The sequence below is a fragment of the Paraburkholderia sp. BCC1885 genome (genome assembly GCF_900996235.1).
GTDB lineage: Bacteria > Pseudomonadota > Gammaproteobacteria > Burkholderiales > Burkholderiaceae > Paraburkholderia.
Window position 1 is genome coordinate 123690 of sequence record NZ_CAAJGM010000033.1, and the last position, 14988, is coordinate 138677.

12 protein-coding genes are annotated in these 14988 nt (G+C 62.1%); 6 read left to right on the forward strand and 6 right to left on the reverse strand.

The features are described from left to right. Positions 1-15: 15 nt before the first annotated feature. The 4 genes from sdhA to FQ755_RS02880 all read right to left on the reverse strand — a co-directional run bounded on the left by sdhA (position 16) and on the right by FQ755_RS02880 (position 3582). On the reverse strand, positions 16-1791 hold the full coding sequence (gene sdhA, locus FQ755_RS02865) for a succinate dehydrogenase flavoprotein subunit (protein ID WP_144150782.1): 1776 nt from the start codon (positions 1789-1791) through the stop codon (positions 16-18). Between the two features lie 4 nt (positions 1792-1795). Then, the gene (sdhD, locus tag FQ755_RS02870) at positions 1796-2164 is read right to left on the reverse strand and encodes a succinate dehydrogenase, hydrophobic membrane anchor protein (protein ID WP_144150783.1); all 369 of its coding nucleotides are present in this window, start codon (positions 2162-2164) and stop codon (positions 1796-1798) included. Between the two features lie 4 nt (positions 2165-2168). After that, the gene (sdhC, locus tag FQ755_RS02875) at positions 2169-2585 is read right to left on the reverse strand and encodes a succinate dehydrogenase, cytochrome b556 subunit (protein ID WP_144150785.1); all 417 of its coding nucleotides are present in this window, start codon (positions 2583-2585) and stop codon (positions 2169-2171) included. Between the two features lie 193 nt (positions 2586-2778). Further along, complete coding sequence (locus tag FQ755_RS02880; protein ID WP_144150787.1) at positions 2779-3582, reverse strand: GntR family transcriptional regulator; 804 nt, start codon at positions 3580-3582, stop codon at positions 2779-2781. 510 nt (positions 3583-4092) lie between these two features. Between FQ755_RS02880 and FQ755_RS02885 the strand changes: the two genes are divergently transcribed. The 6 genes from FQ755_RS02885 (at position 4093) to acnA (ending at position 12256) form a co-directional block, all read left to right on the forward strand. Continuing rightward, the gene (locus tag FQ755_RS02885) at positions 4093-5076 is read left to right on the forward strand and encodes a malate dehydrogenase (protein WP_074294070.1); all 984 of its coding nucleotides are present in this window, start codon (positions 4093-4095) and stop codon (positions 5074-5076) included. Positions 5077-5175: 99 nt separating this feature from the next. Beyond that, the gene (locus FQ755_RS02890; protein WP_144150788.1) at positions 5176-6192 is read left to right on the forward strand and encodes an HpcH/HpaI aldolase/citrate lyase family protein; all 1017 of its coding nucleotides are present in this window, start codon (positions 5176-5178) and stop codon (positions 6190-6192) included. 25 nt (positions 6193-6217) lie between these two features. Next, positions 6218-7405 (forward strand): 2-methylcitrate synthase, encoded by a 1188-nt coding sequence (prpC, locus tag FQ755_RS02895; RefSeq protein ID WP_144150790.1) that lies wholly within the window; start codon positions 6218-6220, stop codon positions 7403-7405. Between the two features lie 102 nt (positions 7406-7507). Beyond that, a complete protein-coding gene (locus tag FQ755_RS02900; RefSeq protein ID WP_144150792.1) occupies positions 7508-8026 on the forward strand; it encodes a hypothetical protein in 519 nt (172 codons plus the stop codon). Between the two features lie 20 nt (positions 8027-8046). After that, positions 8047-9498: a bifunctional 2-methylcitrate dehydratase/aconitate hydratase gene (locus FQ755_RS02905; protein ID WP_144150794.1), complete on the forward strand. Its 1452-nt coding sequence runs from the start codon at positions 8047-8049 to the stop codon at positions 9496-9498. Positions 9499-9538: 40 nt separating this feature from the next. After that, entirely contained in the window at positions 9539-12256 is a 2718-nt protein-coding gene (gene acnA / locus FQ755_RS02910) for an aconitate hydratase AcnA (RefSeq protein ID WP_144150797.1), read from the forward strand. Between the two features lie 108 nt (positions 12257-12364). Here acnA and FQ755_RS02915 read toward each other — a convergent pair whose 3' ends face one another. Together FQ755_RS02915 and FQ755_RS02920 are read right to left on the reverse strand one after the other, a co-directional pair. Next, entirely contained in the window at positions 12365-13444 is a 1080-nt protein-coding gene (locus tag FQ755_RS02915) for a hypothetical protein (RefSeq protein WP_144150799.1), read from the reverse strand. Further along, complete coding sequence (locus FQ755_RS02920; RefSeq protein ID WP_186308400.1) at positions 13441-14970, reverse strand: Hpt domain-containing protein; 1530 nt, start codon at positions 14968-14970, stop codon at positions 13441-13443. Before FQ755_RS02920 ends, FQ755_RS02915 begins: the two co-directional genes overlap by 4 nt. Positions 14971-14988 lie beyond the last annotated feature (18 nt).

Consider the following 14988-nt stretch of genomic DNA (forward strand, 5'->3'; position numbering starts at 1 on the left):
CCTTTGACTTGTGCCTTAGAAGGTACGCGCTTTCGGCGGCACCGATTCGACGGTCAGCGGTTGCATGTGAACCGGCTTGTAGTCGAGGCGATCGCCTTCGCTGAACCACAGCGTATGGCGCAGCCAGTTTTCGTCGTCGCGATGTTCGAAGTCGTTCTGCGCGTGCGCACCACGGCTTTCCTTGCGCGCCTCTGCCGACACCATCGTGGCGCGTGCCACTTCGATCAGGTTCGCCAGTTCCAGCGCTTCCACACGAGCCGTGTTGAAGACCTTCGACTTGTCCTTCAGGTGGATGTTGTCGACCCGCTCGGCCACTTCGCGGATGCGTTCCACGCCCTTCGACAGCAGCTCCGAGGTACGGAACACGCCGGCATGCGCCTGCATCGTGGCGCGGATGTCGTTGGCGACGTTCTGCGTGTATTCGCCCGACGAGGACTTGTCCAGCTTGTCCAGACGCGACAGCGCGAAATCGGCGGCGTCAGCCGGCAGCGGCTTGTGATCCTTGATTTCCTTCACGTGCTTGACGATGTGGTTGCCGGCCGCGCGGCCGAACACCACCAGGTCGAGCAGCGAGTTCGTGCCGAGGCGGTTCGCACCGTGGACCGACACGCACGAGCATTCGCCTACAGCGTAGAAGCCGTTGACCGGATCTTCGTGACCCTTCGACGTGCCCACCACCTGGCCGTGAATGTTCGTAGGAATGCCGCCCATCTGATAGTGGATGGTCGGCACAACCGGGATCGGTTCTTTAATGCAATCGACGTTGGCAAACTTCAGCGCGATTTCGCGGATCGACGGCAGACGCTTCATGATCGTCTCGGCGCCGATGTGCGACAGGTCGAGCAGCACGTGATCCTTGTTCGGACCCACGCCGCGGCCTTCCTTGATTTCCTGGTCCATCGAACGCGAAACGAAGTCGCGCGGCGCCAGATCCTTCAAGGTAGGCGCGTAGCGTTCCATGAAACGCTCGCCATTCGAATTGCGCAGAATGCCGCCTTCGCCGCGCACGCCTTCGGTAATCAGCACGCCCGCACCGGCCACGCCGGTGGGGTGGAATTGCCAGAATTCCATGTCTTGCAGCGCGATGCCCGAACGCGCAGCCATGCCCAGGCCGTCACCGGTGTTGATGAACGCGTTGGTGGAGGCCGCGAAGATCCGGCCCGCACCGCCCGTAGCGAACAGCGTGGTCTTGCCTTCGAGGATGTAGACGTCGCCCGTTTCCATTTCCAGCGCGGTCACGCCGAGCACGTCGCCTTCGGCGTCGCGGATCAGGTCCAGCGCCATCCACTCGACGAAGAACTGCGTCTTCGCCGCGACGTTTTGCTGGTACAGCGTATGCAGCAGCGCGTGACCAGTACGGTCAGCAGCCGCGCAAGCGCGTTGCACCGGCTTTTCGCCGTAGTTGGCCGTGTGGCCGCCGAACGGACGTTGATAGATGGTGCCGTCCGCATTGCGGTCGAACGGCATGCCCATGTGTTCCAGTTCGTAGACGGCGTTCGGTGCTTCGCGGCACATGAACTCGATCGCGTCCTGGTCGCCGAGCCAGTCGGAACCCTTGATCGTGTCGTAGAAGTGGTAATGCCAGTTGTCTTCGCTCATGTTGCCGAGCGATGCGCCGATGCCGCCTTGAGCCGCCACCGTGTGCGAGCGCGTCGGGAACACCTTCGACAGTACGCAGACCGACAGACCCGCCCGCGCCAGTTGCAGCGAAGCGCGCATCCCCGAGCCGCCTGCGCCGACGATAACCACGTCAAACTTGCGACGCGGCAGAGAATTCTTGATTGCAGCCATTCTTTTATACTCTCCAGAGAATCTGCGCAGCGTAGCCGGCACACGCCAGCAGCCAGACGATCGTCAGGGCCTGAAGGAGAAGACGCACACCGACGGGCTTGATGTAGTCCATCCAGATGTCACGAATACCGACCCACGCGTGGTAGAACAGGGACAGCAGCGTCACGAAGGTGGCGAGCTTCATCCACTGCGTCGCGAAGATCGACGCCCAGCCGTCGTACGAGAAATCTTGTGCACCGAAGAACCACACGAGCAGAATGATCGTGTAGATCGCCATGATGGTGGCGGTAATGCGCTGTGCGAGCCAGTCGCGCAGACCGTAATGCGCGCCGACGACGAGACGCTTCGGGCCGATTCGGTTATTAGCTGCCATTTTTTTAGAATGCTCCGAAGAGTTTGAGCGCGAATGCAATGGTCAGAAGCGACGACACGACCAGCACGACGATGGAGGTTTGCTTGCCCTTCTCTTTCGTCGTGAGGTTATGGCTCGTGTCCATGAACAGGTGACGCACGCCGGCACAGAAGTGGAACAGGAAGGCCCACGCGAGAACCAGCGTGATGAGCTTGACGATGATATTGGAGAGGAAGCCCTTGAATACGTCAAAGCTGAGCTCTGAGGTAAGGCTTAAATCGAAGAGGTACAGCAGGAACGGAAGAAAAACAAACAGCAGCCCACCGCTAGCGCGATGGAGAATCGACACACGCCCCGCTAGTGGGAGGCGATATGCCGTCAATATCTGCCCGATACCGATGTTCCGGAACTCCGGTCTCGGTTTTTTTACGGCTTCAGCCATGCTAGACCCCTACTATGTAGTAACACTAATCCGCAATTTTAGCGCCTTTTTATATCGCGCTGCAGCGAAAACCCCCACGGGTCCCTTGCCACACGCGCAACATCGGCGTCATCGACAGGGTTACGCGCTTTATGTGCGTCACCCTTAAACACACTGATCCAGCTCGAAAATCCGGGTCTCCGACAACCCGGTTTCAGCTGAGATCGTTCTGATAGTAATACCCGGTTGTGACATACCATCCACGCCGCACTTCGACGGGACGGTCTCCATAGGTATAGGACACTCGCTCCACCGATAGCAACGGAAATCCGGGCGGCACCTGCAGCAGGCCGGCAACGGTGGGGTCGGCCGCGACTGCCCGGATCTTCTCGGAAGCCCGGATCATGCGGGTTCCGAACTCCGTCTCGAACATCGCATAGAGCGGACCCTTGTACTCCGAGAGCCGTTCGAGCGTCAGCCCGCGAAACACCAGGCCCGGCAGCCAGATCTCGTCCAGAACCGTAATTTCACCATCAAACTGCAAAAGACGCTTGATCAGCACCACCGGGTCGGCCGGCTTCAGGTCGAGCTGACGCGCGATATCCGCCGACGCGCGCAGGCGCCGGCATTCGAGCAAACGGCTGACGTGGGGATGTTCGGCGCCGTCATCGGCCAGTAACCTGAGAAAGCGAAACTGGGCACGATCCTCGTTGTGCGTCGCAACAAAAGTACCCTTACCCTGGCGGCGCACCAGCAGGTTGTCCGCAGCCAGTTCGTCGATCGCCTTGCGTACCGTTCCCTGGCTTACCTTGAAGCGGGCGGCCAGTTCGACCTCGCTGGGAATGATCTCGCCGGGCTTCCATTCACCCGACTCGAGACTCTGCGTAATCAAGCCCTTGATCTGCTGATACAAAGGGCTGAAAGTGGGCGACGTGGCGGGCGCGGCGGCAGCGGGCACGGCCTCGCCCGGCCCCGCAGGGCCGGTGGGATTCGCAGTGCTCGCCGGGTTCGAATTCATGCGCGCATTTCATCATAAACGCCTGTGCGCCGTCTATTACTTTCCCTGCAATAGATCTGTCTTATATAAGACATAAGATACTGTTGACTTTGCGTGTGCCGACTCCTACACTCCTTGGCGAGCAAGGGTTCGAGGGTAATCTGGCGGCTTTTTCGTGAGTCTCTTTAGGGGCTTCGAGCAGGCCGCCATGCACCGCAAGCCGCTCTGCATCACGCTGTTGTCTCTCGCGGTCCAGCTTTCGATTCGCCGGTCTTTGTCCCGTCAGACGCTTCGGAACACACCCTTGCAGGAGCCCGGCACCATGCAGTGGCCACCGGTATCTCGCGCACCTCGCTCCGCTGCACAGGTTTCCGGCATGGCGGTCTTGCCGCAACGCGCTTTCCGGTCTCGGCTTTCGGCTTGAGGCCCCGCGTCACAGTGAATTCCGCCGTGTTTCACAACGCTTCGCCTAACGCGCATATAGAATGGCGTTTTCCCTAGCGTCTAACGCATCGTCCTGGAGAATTCTCAATGGCTAAGCCCGCAAAGCGCGTTGCCGTCACCGGCGCCGCAGGTCAAATCGCTTACTCCCTGCTGTTCCGCATCGCCAATGGCGACCTGCTCGGCAAGGATCAGCCGGTGGTCCTGCAACTGCTCGACCTGCCGCAAGCGCAAGGCGCCGTCAAAGGCGTCGTGATGGAACTGGATGATTGCGCATTCCCGCTGCTGCAGGGCGTCGTGATCACCGACGATCCCAAGGTCGCATTCAAGGATGCCGATGTGGCCCTGCTGGTCGGCGCCCGTCCGCGTTCGAAAGGCATGGAACGCAAGGATCTGCTGTCGGCCAACGCCGAAATCTTCACGGTGCAGGGCAAGGCGCTCAATGAAGTCGCCAGCCGCGACGTGAAAGTGCTGGTGGTCGGCAACCCGGCCAACACCAACGCTTACATCGCGATGAAGTCGGCGCCGGATCTGCCCAAGAAGAACTTCACCGCCATGCTGCGTCTGGACCACAACCGCGCGCTGTCGCAACTGGCTGCCAAGTCGGGCAAGCCGGTCGCTTCCATCGAAAAGCTGGCTGTGTGGGGCAATCACTCGCCCACGATGTACCCGGACTTCCGCGTCGCAACCGCAGAAGGTCAAGACCTGACCAAGCTGATCAACGACGACGAATGGAACCGCAACACGTTCATTCCCACCGTCGGCAAGCGTGGCGCGGCGATCATCGAAGCACGCGGCCTGTCGTCGGCGGCGTCGGCTGCTAACGCCGCAATCGACCACGTGCGCGACTGGGTGCTCGGCACGAATGGCAAGTGGGTCACCATGGGTATTCCGTCGGATGGCTCGTATGGCATTCCGGAAGACATCATCTACGGTGTGCCGGTGACCTGCGAAAACGGCGAGTACAAGCGTGTCGAAGGCCTCGCCATCGACGCGTTCTCGCGCGAAAAGATGGACGCTACGCTGAACGAGCTGCTCGAAGAGCGCGAAGGCGTTCAGCACCTGCTCGGCTAAGCGCCTGATGCAGACCAGCCGGGACTCCGTTGCTTGTCGACGGGTTCCGGTTTTTTACATCCGATTCTCCCACGCGAAAACACGCCCCTGACGCCGAAGATGCGCGCCCTCACACCCGCCGAAGTGCTGTTTGACGGCGAAGCGCCGCCCACAGTTCTGCCTGCCTGCGATCACTACGCCGGCAGCGAGAAGCTGATGCTGAAATCGCTCGCTTTGCAGCAGGACTTGGGGCCGGTGTTCGACATCACGCTCGATTGCGAAGACGGCGCCCAGGTGGGCCGCGAAGCCGAGCACGCCGAACTGGTGGCGTCGCTGCTGGGTAGCGGGCATGACTGCTTCGGGCGCGTCGGCGTGCGCATCCACGACTTCAATCACGCGCACTGGCGCGACGACGTGCGCCTGATCCTGCGCGCCGCCAAACGAGCCCCTGCCTATATCACCCTGCCGAAGATCCGCAGTGTCCCCGATGCCGCCGAAATGTGTGCCTACATCGAAGCGACGCGGCGTGAGCTCGGCATTGCCCAGCCCGTTCCGGTGCAGTTGCTGGTCGAAACCCACGGTGCACTGGCGCGGGCCTTCGACCTGGCCGCCCTGCCGGGCGTCGAAGCCCTCAGCTTCGGCCTGATGGACTTCGTCTCCGCGCACGACGGTGCGATCCCCGATACCGCCATGCGCTCGCCCGGCCAGTTCGATCATCCGCTGGTACGGCGCGCCAAGCTCGAAATTGCGGCGGCGTGCCATGCACACGGCAAGGTGCCGTCGCATAACGTCAGCACCGAAGTGCGCGACATGAGCGTGGTGGCCAATGACGCCAGCCGCGCCCGCAACGAGTTCGGCTATACGCGCATGTGGAGCATTCACCCGGCGCAGGTGCCGGTCATCGTGGCGGCCTTCGCGCCGCGCGAAGATGAGATCGTCACCGCCGCCGAGATTTTGCTGGCCGCGCAGTCCGCCCATTGGGGCCCGACACGTCATCACGACACCCTGCACGACCGCGCGAGCTACCGCTACTACTGGTCGGTGCTGCGCCGGGCGCGCTCAACCGGACGCACGATACCGGCCGAAGCCGCGCCGCTCTTTGCTACAAACGGTTCCACCCAAGAGTCCGCATCATGAGCGGATATACAGGAGACTGCTGGAGATGAGCGAAAAGACGCAAGCCGCAGGAACGTCAGGCGAGGCCGGAGCCGCTGGCGCATTCAAACCGAAAAAATCCGTCGCGCTGTCGGGCGTGACGGCCGGCAACACGGCCCTATGCACGGTCGGCAAGACCGGCAATGACCTGCACTACCGCGGCTACGACATTCTCGACATCGCCAGCACCTGCGAATTCGAGGAAATCGCCTATCTGCTGGTACACGAAAAGCTGCCGACGCAGGCGGAACTCACCGCTTACAAGGCCAAGCTAAAGGCGCTGCGCGGCCTGCCCGCCAACGTGAAGGCCGCGCTGGAATGGATTCCGGCCGCCGCCCATCCGATGGACGTGATGCGCACCGGCGTCTCCGTCCTCGGCACCGTGCTGCCGGAAAAGGACGACCACAACCTGCCGGGCGCCCGCGACATCGCCGACAAGCTGATGGCCTCGCTCGGCTCAATGCTGCTGTACTGGTACCACTACTCGCACAACGGCAAGCGCATCGAGGTGGAAACCGACGACGATTCGATCGGCGGCCATTTCCTGCATCTGCTGCATGGCGTGGAGCCGTCGAAGTCGTGGGTCGACGCAATGCACGTCTCGCTGAACCTGTACGCCGAGCACGAATTCAACGCCTCGACCTTCACCGGCCGGGTGATCGCCGGCACGGGCTCGGACATGTATTCGGCCCTGACCGGCGCGATCGGCGCGCTGCGCGGGCCGAAGCACGGCGGCGCCAATGAAGTCGCGTTCGAAATCCAGTCGCGCTATCAGACGCCGGACGAGGCGGAAGCAGACATCCGCCGCCGCGTGGAGAACAAGGAAGTCGTGATCGGCTTCGGCCATCCGGTGTACACGATCTCCGACCCACGCAACAAGGTCATCAAGGAAGTCGCGAAGCAGCTCTCGAAGGAAGCCGGCAGCACGAAGCTGTTCGACATCGCCGAGCGGCTCGAAACGGTCATGTGGGACGCCAAGAAGATGTTCCCGAACCTGGACTGGTTCAGCGCGGTGTCGTACCACATGATGGGCGTGCCGACGGCGATGTTCACGCCGGTGTTCGTGATCGCCCGCACGGCCGGCTGGAGCGCGCACATCATCGAGCAGCGCATCGACAACAAGATCATCCGGCCGAGCGCGAATTACACCGGTCCAGAGAATTTGAAGTTCGTGGCGCTAAATAGGAGAAAATAGCGTCCGCTGTGCGCTTTCAGGGCGCGAGCAGTGACACCCTGGCGGTTGCCCCGACCCGCAGCCGCGCACTCTTCAACCGATATAGATAGAAAGGCTAACTCCATGAAAAAGCTGCTGATCGCCGCCGTTGTCGGCGCCTTGTCCTCGGCGATGCTGATTGCCGCGACCGACGCCTCCGCACAAACGGCGTCGGCCACCGCCGCGACCACTCCCGCCAAGAAAGCCGTGCCGAAGCGGCCGGCTCCGAAGCGCCTGATCAAGCGCAAGCCGAATCCGGCCAAGGAAGCGAAGGTCGATCCGGTACCGGACGGCGCAATCAAGTGGTCATGTAACGAAGGCCTGTCTTTCGACCTGAAGGGCGACATGAAGCGCGACCAGATCGTCACGGTTCACTGGGCCAACAAGAACTACAACCTGCCGCGCGAAACCACCACGACGGGCGCTGACCGCTTCCACGACGCCGCTTCGGGTCTGGACCTGGTCGTGATTCCGACCAAGGCCATGCTGTTCTCGGACAACGACGGCTCGCGCCTCGCTGACGAGTGCAAGACGCCTGAAATGGCACAAGGCGCACCGGCTCCGACGCAATCGAACGAGCTGATCAAGAACCCGCAGAACTGATTTTTACCAGGAAGGCTTCGATGTCCGCTCCGATATCCAACGTAAGGCCCGACCCGGACCCAGTCCTGGTCGAGATCGCCGACTACGTTCTGGATTTCCCGATCGACAGCACGCTCGCGCTGGAAACCGCGCGGCATTGCCTGATCGACACGCTCGGCTGCGGACTCGAGGCGCTGACCTATCCCGCCTGCACCAAGCTGATGGGACCAATCGTGCCTGGCACGATCGTCCCCAATGGCGCCAAAGTGCCCGGCACATCGTTTCAGCTCGACCCGGTTCAGGCCGCCTTCAATATCGGCGCCATGATCCGCTGGCTGGACTTCAACGATACCTGGCTTGCCGCCGAATGGGGCCATCCGTCGGACAACCTGGGCGGAATCCTCGCCACGGCCGACTGGCTCTCGCGTACCGCCATCGCCGCCGGCAAAAAGCCGCTGACGATGAAAGACGTCCTGATCGCCATGGTCAAGGCGCATGAAATCCAGGGCTGCATTGCGCTGGAAAACTCGTTCAACAAGGTTGGGCTCGATCACGTTCTGCTCGTGAAGCTGGCTTCAACAGCCGTGGTCGGCCGACTGATCGGCCTCACGCGTGACGAGTTGATCAATGCCGTTTCTCTCGCTTTCGTGGACGGCCAGGCGCTGCGCACCTACCGCCACGCGCCGAATACCGGCTCGCGCAAGTCGTGGGCCGCGGGCGACGCCACCTCGCGCGCCGTGCGTCTCGCGCTGATCGCGAAGACCGGCGAGATGGGCTATCCGTCGGTGCTGAGCGCGAAGACGTGGGGCTTTTACGACGTGCTGTTCGAGGGCCGCGAATTCAAATTCCAGCGCCCGTATGGCTCATACGTCATGGAAAACGTGCTGTTCAAGATTTCGTTCCCGGCCGAGTTCCACTCGCAAACGGCGGTGGAAGCGGCCATGACGCTGCATGCGCAATTGCGCGCGGCGGGCAAGACGGTGGAAGACATCAGCAGGATCACGATTCGCACGCACGAAGCCGCGATCCGCATCATCGACAAGACCGGGCCGCTGAACAATCCCGCCGACCGCGACCACTGCATCCAGTACATGATCGCGGTGCCGTTGATCCATGGCCGCCTGACGGCCGCGGACTACGAAGATTCCGTCGCGCAGGACCCGCGCATCGACGCGCTGCGCGACAAGATGCGCTGCGTGGAAGACCCACAGTTCACCAGGGATTATCACGATCCGGAGAAGCGTTCGATCGCCAATGCACTGACGGTCGAATTCAACGACGGATCGACATTCGACGAGGTCGTGGTCGAATACCCGATCGGGCACAAGCGCCGCCGTGCAGACGGCATCCCGTTGCTGGTCGAGAAGTTCCGGACCAACCTCGCGCGCAAGTTTCCGGTCAAGCAGCAACAAGCGATTCTCGATGTGTCGCTGGATCAGGCAAGGCTCGAAGCCATGCCGGTCAATGAATACGTCGATCTGTATGTCATCTAGTTCAGTACTGTAGTTCCGCGATCAAACCAAGGAAAACACCATGGCCCACAACCTCCACAAAACGCTCAAGGAATTCGACAGCGGTTCCGGCAAAGGCAAGTTCTATTCGCTGCCGCAACTCGGCAAGGCACTGAACATCAAGATCGACCGTCTGCCGGTTTCGATCCGTATCGTGCTGGAGTCGGTGCTGCGCAATTACGACGGCAAGAAGATCGCCGAAGAACACATCACGCAACTGGCGAACTGGAAGCCGACCGCAGCGCGCGTCGACGAAATCCCGTTTGTCGTCTCGCGCGTGGTGCTGCAGGACTTTACCGGCGTGCCGCTGCTCGCCGATATCGCGGCAATGCGCGGTGTCGCGCAACGTGCCGGCAAGAACCCGAAGTCGATCGAACCGCTGGTCCCGGTTGATCTGGTGGTCGACCACTCGGTGCAGATCGATTACTTCCGTCAAAAGGACGCACTCGACCTGAACATGAAACTGGAATTCCAGCGCAACAACGAGCGCTACCAGTTCATGAAGTGGGGCATGCAGGCATTCGACACGTTCAAGGTCGTGCCGCCGGGCGTGGGCATCGTCCACCAGGTGAACCTCGAGTACCTCGCACGCGGCGTGCACAAGAAAGCTGACGGCAGCGACACCGTGTACTACCCGGACACGCTGGTCGGCACGGACAGCCACACGACGATGATCAACGGTATCGGCGTGGTGGGCTGGGGCGTGGGCGGCATCGAAGCGGAAGCGGGCATGCTCGGCCAGCCGGTGTATTTCCTGACGCCGGACGTGGTGGGCGTCGAACTGAAGGGCAAACTGCGCGAAGGCCTGACGGCAACCGACCTGGTGCTGACCGTTACCGAACTGCTGCGTAAAGAGAAAGTGGTCGGCAAGTTCGTCGAGTTCTTCGGCGAAGGCACGAAGTCGCTGTCGCTGCCGGACCGTGCAACGATCGGCAACATGGCGCCGGAATACGGCGCAACGATGGGCTTCTTCCCGGTCGACGAAAAGACTATCGACTACTTCAAGGGCACGGGCCGCACCGACGCCGAAATCGCCGCCTTCGAAAACTACTTCAAGGCGCAGGGTCTGTTCGGCGTGCCGAAGGCTGGCGAAATCGACTACACCAAGGTCGTCAAGCTCGACCTCGGCACCGTGACGCCGTCGCTGGCGGGTCCGAAGCGTCCGCAAGACCGTATCGAAATCGGTCATGTGAAGTCGACCTTCGGCGACCTGTTCTCGAAGCCGGTCGGCGAAAACGGCTTCGCGAAGAAGGCTGCCGATCTGGACGCGCAATACACGACGTCGAACGGTGTGAACGTGAAGAACGGCGACATCCTGATCGCCGCCATCACGTCGTGCACGAACACGTCGAACCCGAGCGTGCTGCTGGCCGCTGGTCTGCTGGCGAAGAAGGCTGTCGAGGCTGGTCTGACGGTCGCTCCGCATATCAAGACGTCGCTGGCGCCGGGATCGCGTATCGTCACCGAGTATCTGACGAAGACCGGCCTGCTGCCGTTCCTGTCGAAGCTGGGTTTCGAACTGGCTGCTTATGGTTGCACGACGTGTATCGGTAACGCGGGTGATCTGACGCCGGAACTGAACGAAGCGATCACGAAGAACGACATCGTCGCAGCGGCTGTGCTCTCGGGCAACCGTAACTTCGAAGCGCGTATTCACCCGAACATCCGTGCCAACTTCCTGGCATCGCCGCCGCTGGTTGTGGCCTATGCAATCGCGGGCAACATCACGCGCGACCTGATGACCGAGCCGGTTGGCAAGGGCAAGGGCGGCAAGGACATCTACCTGGGCGACATTTGGCCGACCAGCGACGAAGTCAACGACCTGCTCAAGTTCGCACTCGACGCCGACGCGTTCCGCAAGAACTACGCGCAGCTCACCAAGAAGGGCGACCTGTGGAGCAAGATCGAAGGCGAAGAAGGCCAGGTGTACGACTGGCCGAAGTCGACCTACATTGCTGAGCCGCCGTTCTTCGGCAAGGACTTTTCGATGCAACCGGCTGACAGCATCGCTGCTGTGACGGGCGCACGTGCACTGGGCATCTTCGGTGACTCGGTCACGACCGACCACATCAGCCCGGCCGGCTCGATCAAGGAAGACTCGCCGGCAGGCAAGTGGCTGAAGGCAAACGGCGTGCAGAAGGCCGACTTCAACAGCTACGGCTCGCGCCGCGGCAACCACGACGTCATGATGCGCGGCACGTTCGCCAACGTGCGGATCAAGAACCTGATGATCCCGGTAAAGGCAGACGGCACGCGCGTGGAAGGCGGCCTGACGGTTCACCAGCCGAGCGGCGAACAACTGTCGATTTACGACGCAGCGATGAAGTACATCGACGCGGGTACGCCGACCATCGTGTTTGCGGGTGAAGAGTACGGCACGGGTTCGTCGCGTGACTGGGCTGCCAAGGGTACGCAACTGCTGGGCGTCAAGGCCGTGGTCGCACGCAGCTTCGAGCGGATCCACCGTTCGAACCTGGTCGGCATGGGCGTTTTGCCGCTGCAGTTCAAGGGCTCGGATAGCGTGCAATCGCTCGGTATTACCGGCGAAGAAACCTACGACGTCGAAGGCCTCGGCGACGACTTCAAGCCGCAGCAAGAAGTCACGCTGGTGATCCACAGCAAGGACGGCAAGACGAAGCGCGTGCCGGTTCTGCTGCGTATCGATACGCCGATCGAAGTGGACTACTACAAGCACGGCGGGATTCTGCCGTTCGTGCTGCGTTCGCTGCTGGCTGCTTAAGCCTCACGCGATAGCTGTTTTGCAGGTGCTGCGTCCTTGTGGAAGGACGCAGCCGATTTGAGAGCCCGACTTTGGTCGGGCTTTTTTTATGGCCGCGGCTCGGGCTACTTACTTCCCACCGCCGATATGAAATGCCGCGGGATCGTCGGTGATCCGGCGCTGGGTCATGTGATCGTTCCAGTTACTGTCGCCCGATGCCGGTGCGGCCCGATGAATCGTCGGCCCCGGACGATGCTGCTGCGCGGACCAATTGAGCCACGGCGCGCTGTCGATCGAAGCGTCCCGATGCAAATGGGCCGCACGGGTCGTCCAGTCCGGTTGCTTTGACAAGGCGGGATGCGTGGCCGGATGCATTGCATGGCTCATGGCCACACGTGCGTGGACGTGCGCTCTGGAGAGCTGCGCCACCTTGACTCGCTTCGGCGGCCTTGCGCGCGACGCAGGCGTGTCTTCGTCAGGGATGGAAAGCTGCACGGTCTGGCGCGGCAAAATCCGCACAGCATACTTCGACTCTGCGTGCGAGCGTCGGGCCATTCGCGCGCCCTTGGCAATCTGCTTCGGCAAGACGGACGGCAATGGCTCTGTTTGAGCCAGCTCACTCTTCGACACGGCGCGCGGCGTCTCGGCGATGACTGGCCTCGCCACTTCATTGGCAAAAGCCGTGACGGTCTCCGGCGAAGCTCCCTTGATCACCGTCCCGGTTTGCGCATTTGCAAACGTCGGCTTATCCACCGATTTAGGCGCATCCACGCGCGAACTTAGCGCCGACAAAACCGTCGGCCCGTCAGGCGCCGCTTTTGCCTTCTCCGCTTCCTTCATCGAGCACGTGACGAGCAGCCATGTCAGCGCAATGGTGCAGGCGCCAAAAATCGAAGCCGCGAGTAATCGATCGGAGCGCGACGAACGCGGACGGCTGCGATCCATCTCCAGATAGCGCTTGGCCTCCGCCAGCGCGACGTCCCAACGCCCCGGCTCGACCCGTTGCGGCGGCTCCTTATAAACCAGGACGTGCCTGACTTCCGACTGAGACCGGCCGGACCGCGCAGGGGTGGCGATTTCGCGCACCGCCTCATGCACGGCTCCGCCTATCGGGCGGTGGCGCGCGCCGAACGGTGGGGGCAAACCGTCGTGGGGACGCGGCAGCGGTATCGCCAGGTTTCCCTCGATCAAGGCTAACGGTCGAGTCATGACAGATTGCTCCGGTCCATGTCGATCGCCTCGTCGACGTCCCTCATTAGCGCTTCAATGCGCTTCGGCAGCACATCGATTGCACCCGCTTCGGGTTCGGGCTGCGCGACGCTGGCGAGCTGCAGCGCTTCCATCAGACTGCGCGCGCCGACCATGCCAACCGCCCCACTCAATCTGTGCAACGATGCGCGCAAACCGCTGACGTCGTCGAGATCGCACATACGCTGCATCTGGATCAGGTCGTCGCGTATCGACTGCTGCCAGCCACGCAAAAACACATGAAGGTCGACGCCTTCGCTGGATAGTGCATCCAGGTAGCTTTGATCGAACGATCTGGCCGGCGTGACCGCCGGGCGCGGCGACGAGTTGCCCGCGCGAGCCGACACCATAGGCGCACACGCAGGCTCGACAGCGAACGACGCGCTAAAGGTGCTGCAAGCACCGCAGCCTGACTCGCTCCTTATCGTGAGTTCGCCGCGCATGTGCTGCGCCAGCCGTTGGCAAAGCGCAAGATCGGTCGCGGTCTCGTCATATATCGTGCCGACAGCTAACCGGTGCTCGCATGGCCGAGACAGTTGAGCCTGAATCGGCCTCGCGGGACAGACGACGGCATCGCCCCCTTCCCTCACGCTGATGAAAATGCGTTGCGAGCCGGCATTCAGCGGCTCCGCCCACGCGACGATCGCGACCTGGCCGTGTTCGGTAGCGCAAACAGCCCGACTCACGAGATAGAAGACCATCTGCCCGACCCGGCTACCGTCTGCAAGAACGCGTGCGGCGATCGACGGATCGATACTCACGCGCAGATGCACACCTTTTTGCGCTGCAGCGGATGAGAACAGCGCGACGACGCCGTCGATCACTTCGCGGAGATCGGTCAGGCTTTCATCGAGGATAATTGGGCGCGATTCGACCGGCGACGAGGCCAGCATGTCCTCCAGCGCTCGAACGCAGGTGTGCAAAGCGGACTGGATGCGCCCGGCTAGCGGCCGGTGAGCCGTGGGCAAAGAACTGCCGTTGAGGGTCGCCAGCAAAGCCGCCAGCGCGGACAATGGGCCGCGGATGAAATGGCGCATGGCGACCTGGACGCGCTCGCGCTCCTGAGTCGCGGCGGCAGCCACTTGCGCCGCAGCCAAAGCGCGCGTGGCCTGCTCCTGTGCCTCGACGGCCGCATACCGGCGCTGCCAGGTATCTTCGGTATCGCGCGCCGTCTTGACGGCCCGGCGCGTCCGGGCGCCCGCCCTGCACCAGCCGCCGAAAGCGAAGGCTGTCAATACGCTCAGCAGGGCCAATGCCGCCAGCAAGCCATACCCCGCGATGTCCGCATGACCGGCATCGGGAGACAGCGCGCGTGCATTAGGGTTCACGCCCACGAGGGTATCGGCGCGGGCGGACACGATGCACAACAGCGCGAACGCCAGGACACTACCGAACACAGTTGCGTAGCGAATCGAGGTCGCGCGCGCGGCGCGCGCCGCATCGGCGAAACCCTGCGCGCGCACTCGGGAACCTGGCTGGCTCGTCATGTCCATACTCTGCGCGTC

Coding starts and splice junctions, on each gene's coding strand:
- sdhD (WP_144150783.1), bottom strand. CDS start 2,164: ATGGCAGCTAATAACCGAATCGGCCCGAAGCGTCTCGTCGTCGGCGCG.
- sdhC (WP_144150785.1), bottom strand. CDS start 2,585: ATGGCTGAAGCCGTAAAAAAACCGAGACCGGAGTTCCGGAACATCGGT.
- FQ755_RS02920 (WP_186308400.1), bottom strand. CDS start 14,970: ATGACGAGCCAGCCAGGTTCCCGAGTGCGCGCGCAGGGTTTCGCCGAT.
- prpC (WP_144150790.1), top strand. CDS start 6,218: ATGAGCGAAAAGACGCAAGCCGCAGGAACGTCAGGCGAGGCCGGAGCC.
- FQ755_RS02880 (WP_144150787.1), bottom strand. CDS start 3,582: ATGAATTCGAACCCGGCGAGCACTGCGAATCCCACCGGCCCTGCGGGG.
- FQ755_RS02890 (WP_144150788.1), top strand. CDS start 5,176: ATGCGCGCCCTCACACCCGCCGAAGTGCTGTTTGACGGCGAAGCGCCG.
- FQ755_RS02905 (WP_144150794.1), top strand. CDS start 8,047: ATGTCCGCTCCGATATCCAACGTAAGGCCCGACCCGGACCCAGTCCTG.
- acnA (WP_144150797.1), top strand. CDS start 9,539: ATGGCCCACAACCTCCACAAAACGCTCAAGGAATTCGACAGCGGTTCC.
- FQ755_RS02885 (WP_074294070.1), top strand. CDS start 4,093: ATGGCTAAGCCCGCAAAGCGCGTTGCCGTCACCGGCGCCGCAGGTCAA.
- FQ755_RS02915 (WP_144150799.1), bottom strand. CDS start 13,444: ATGACTCGACCGTTAGCCTTGATCGAGGGAAACCTGGCGATACCGCTG.
- FQ755_RS02900 (WP_144150792.1), top strand. CDS start 7,508: ATGAAAAAGCTGCTGATCGCCGCCGTTGTCGGCGCCTTGTCCTCGGCG.
- sdhA (WP_144150782.1), bottom strand. CDS start 1,791: ATGGCTGCAATCAAGAATTCTCTGCCGCGTCGCAAGTTTGACGTGGTT.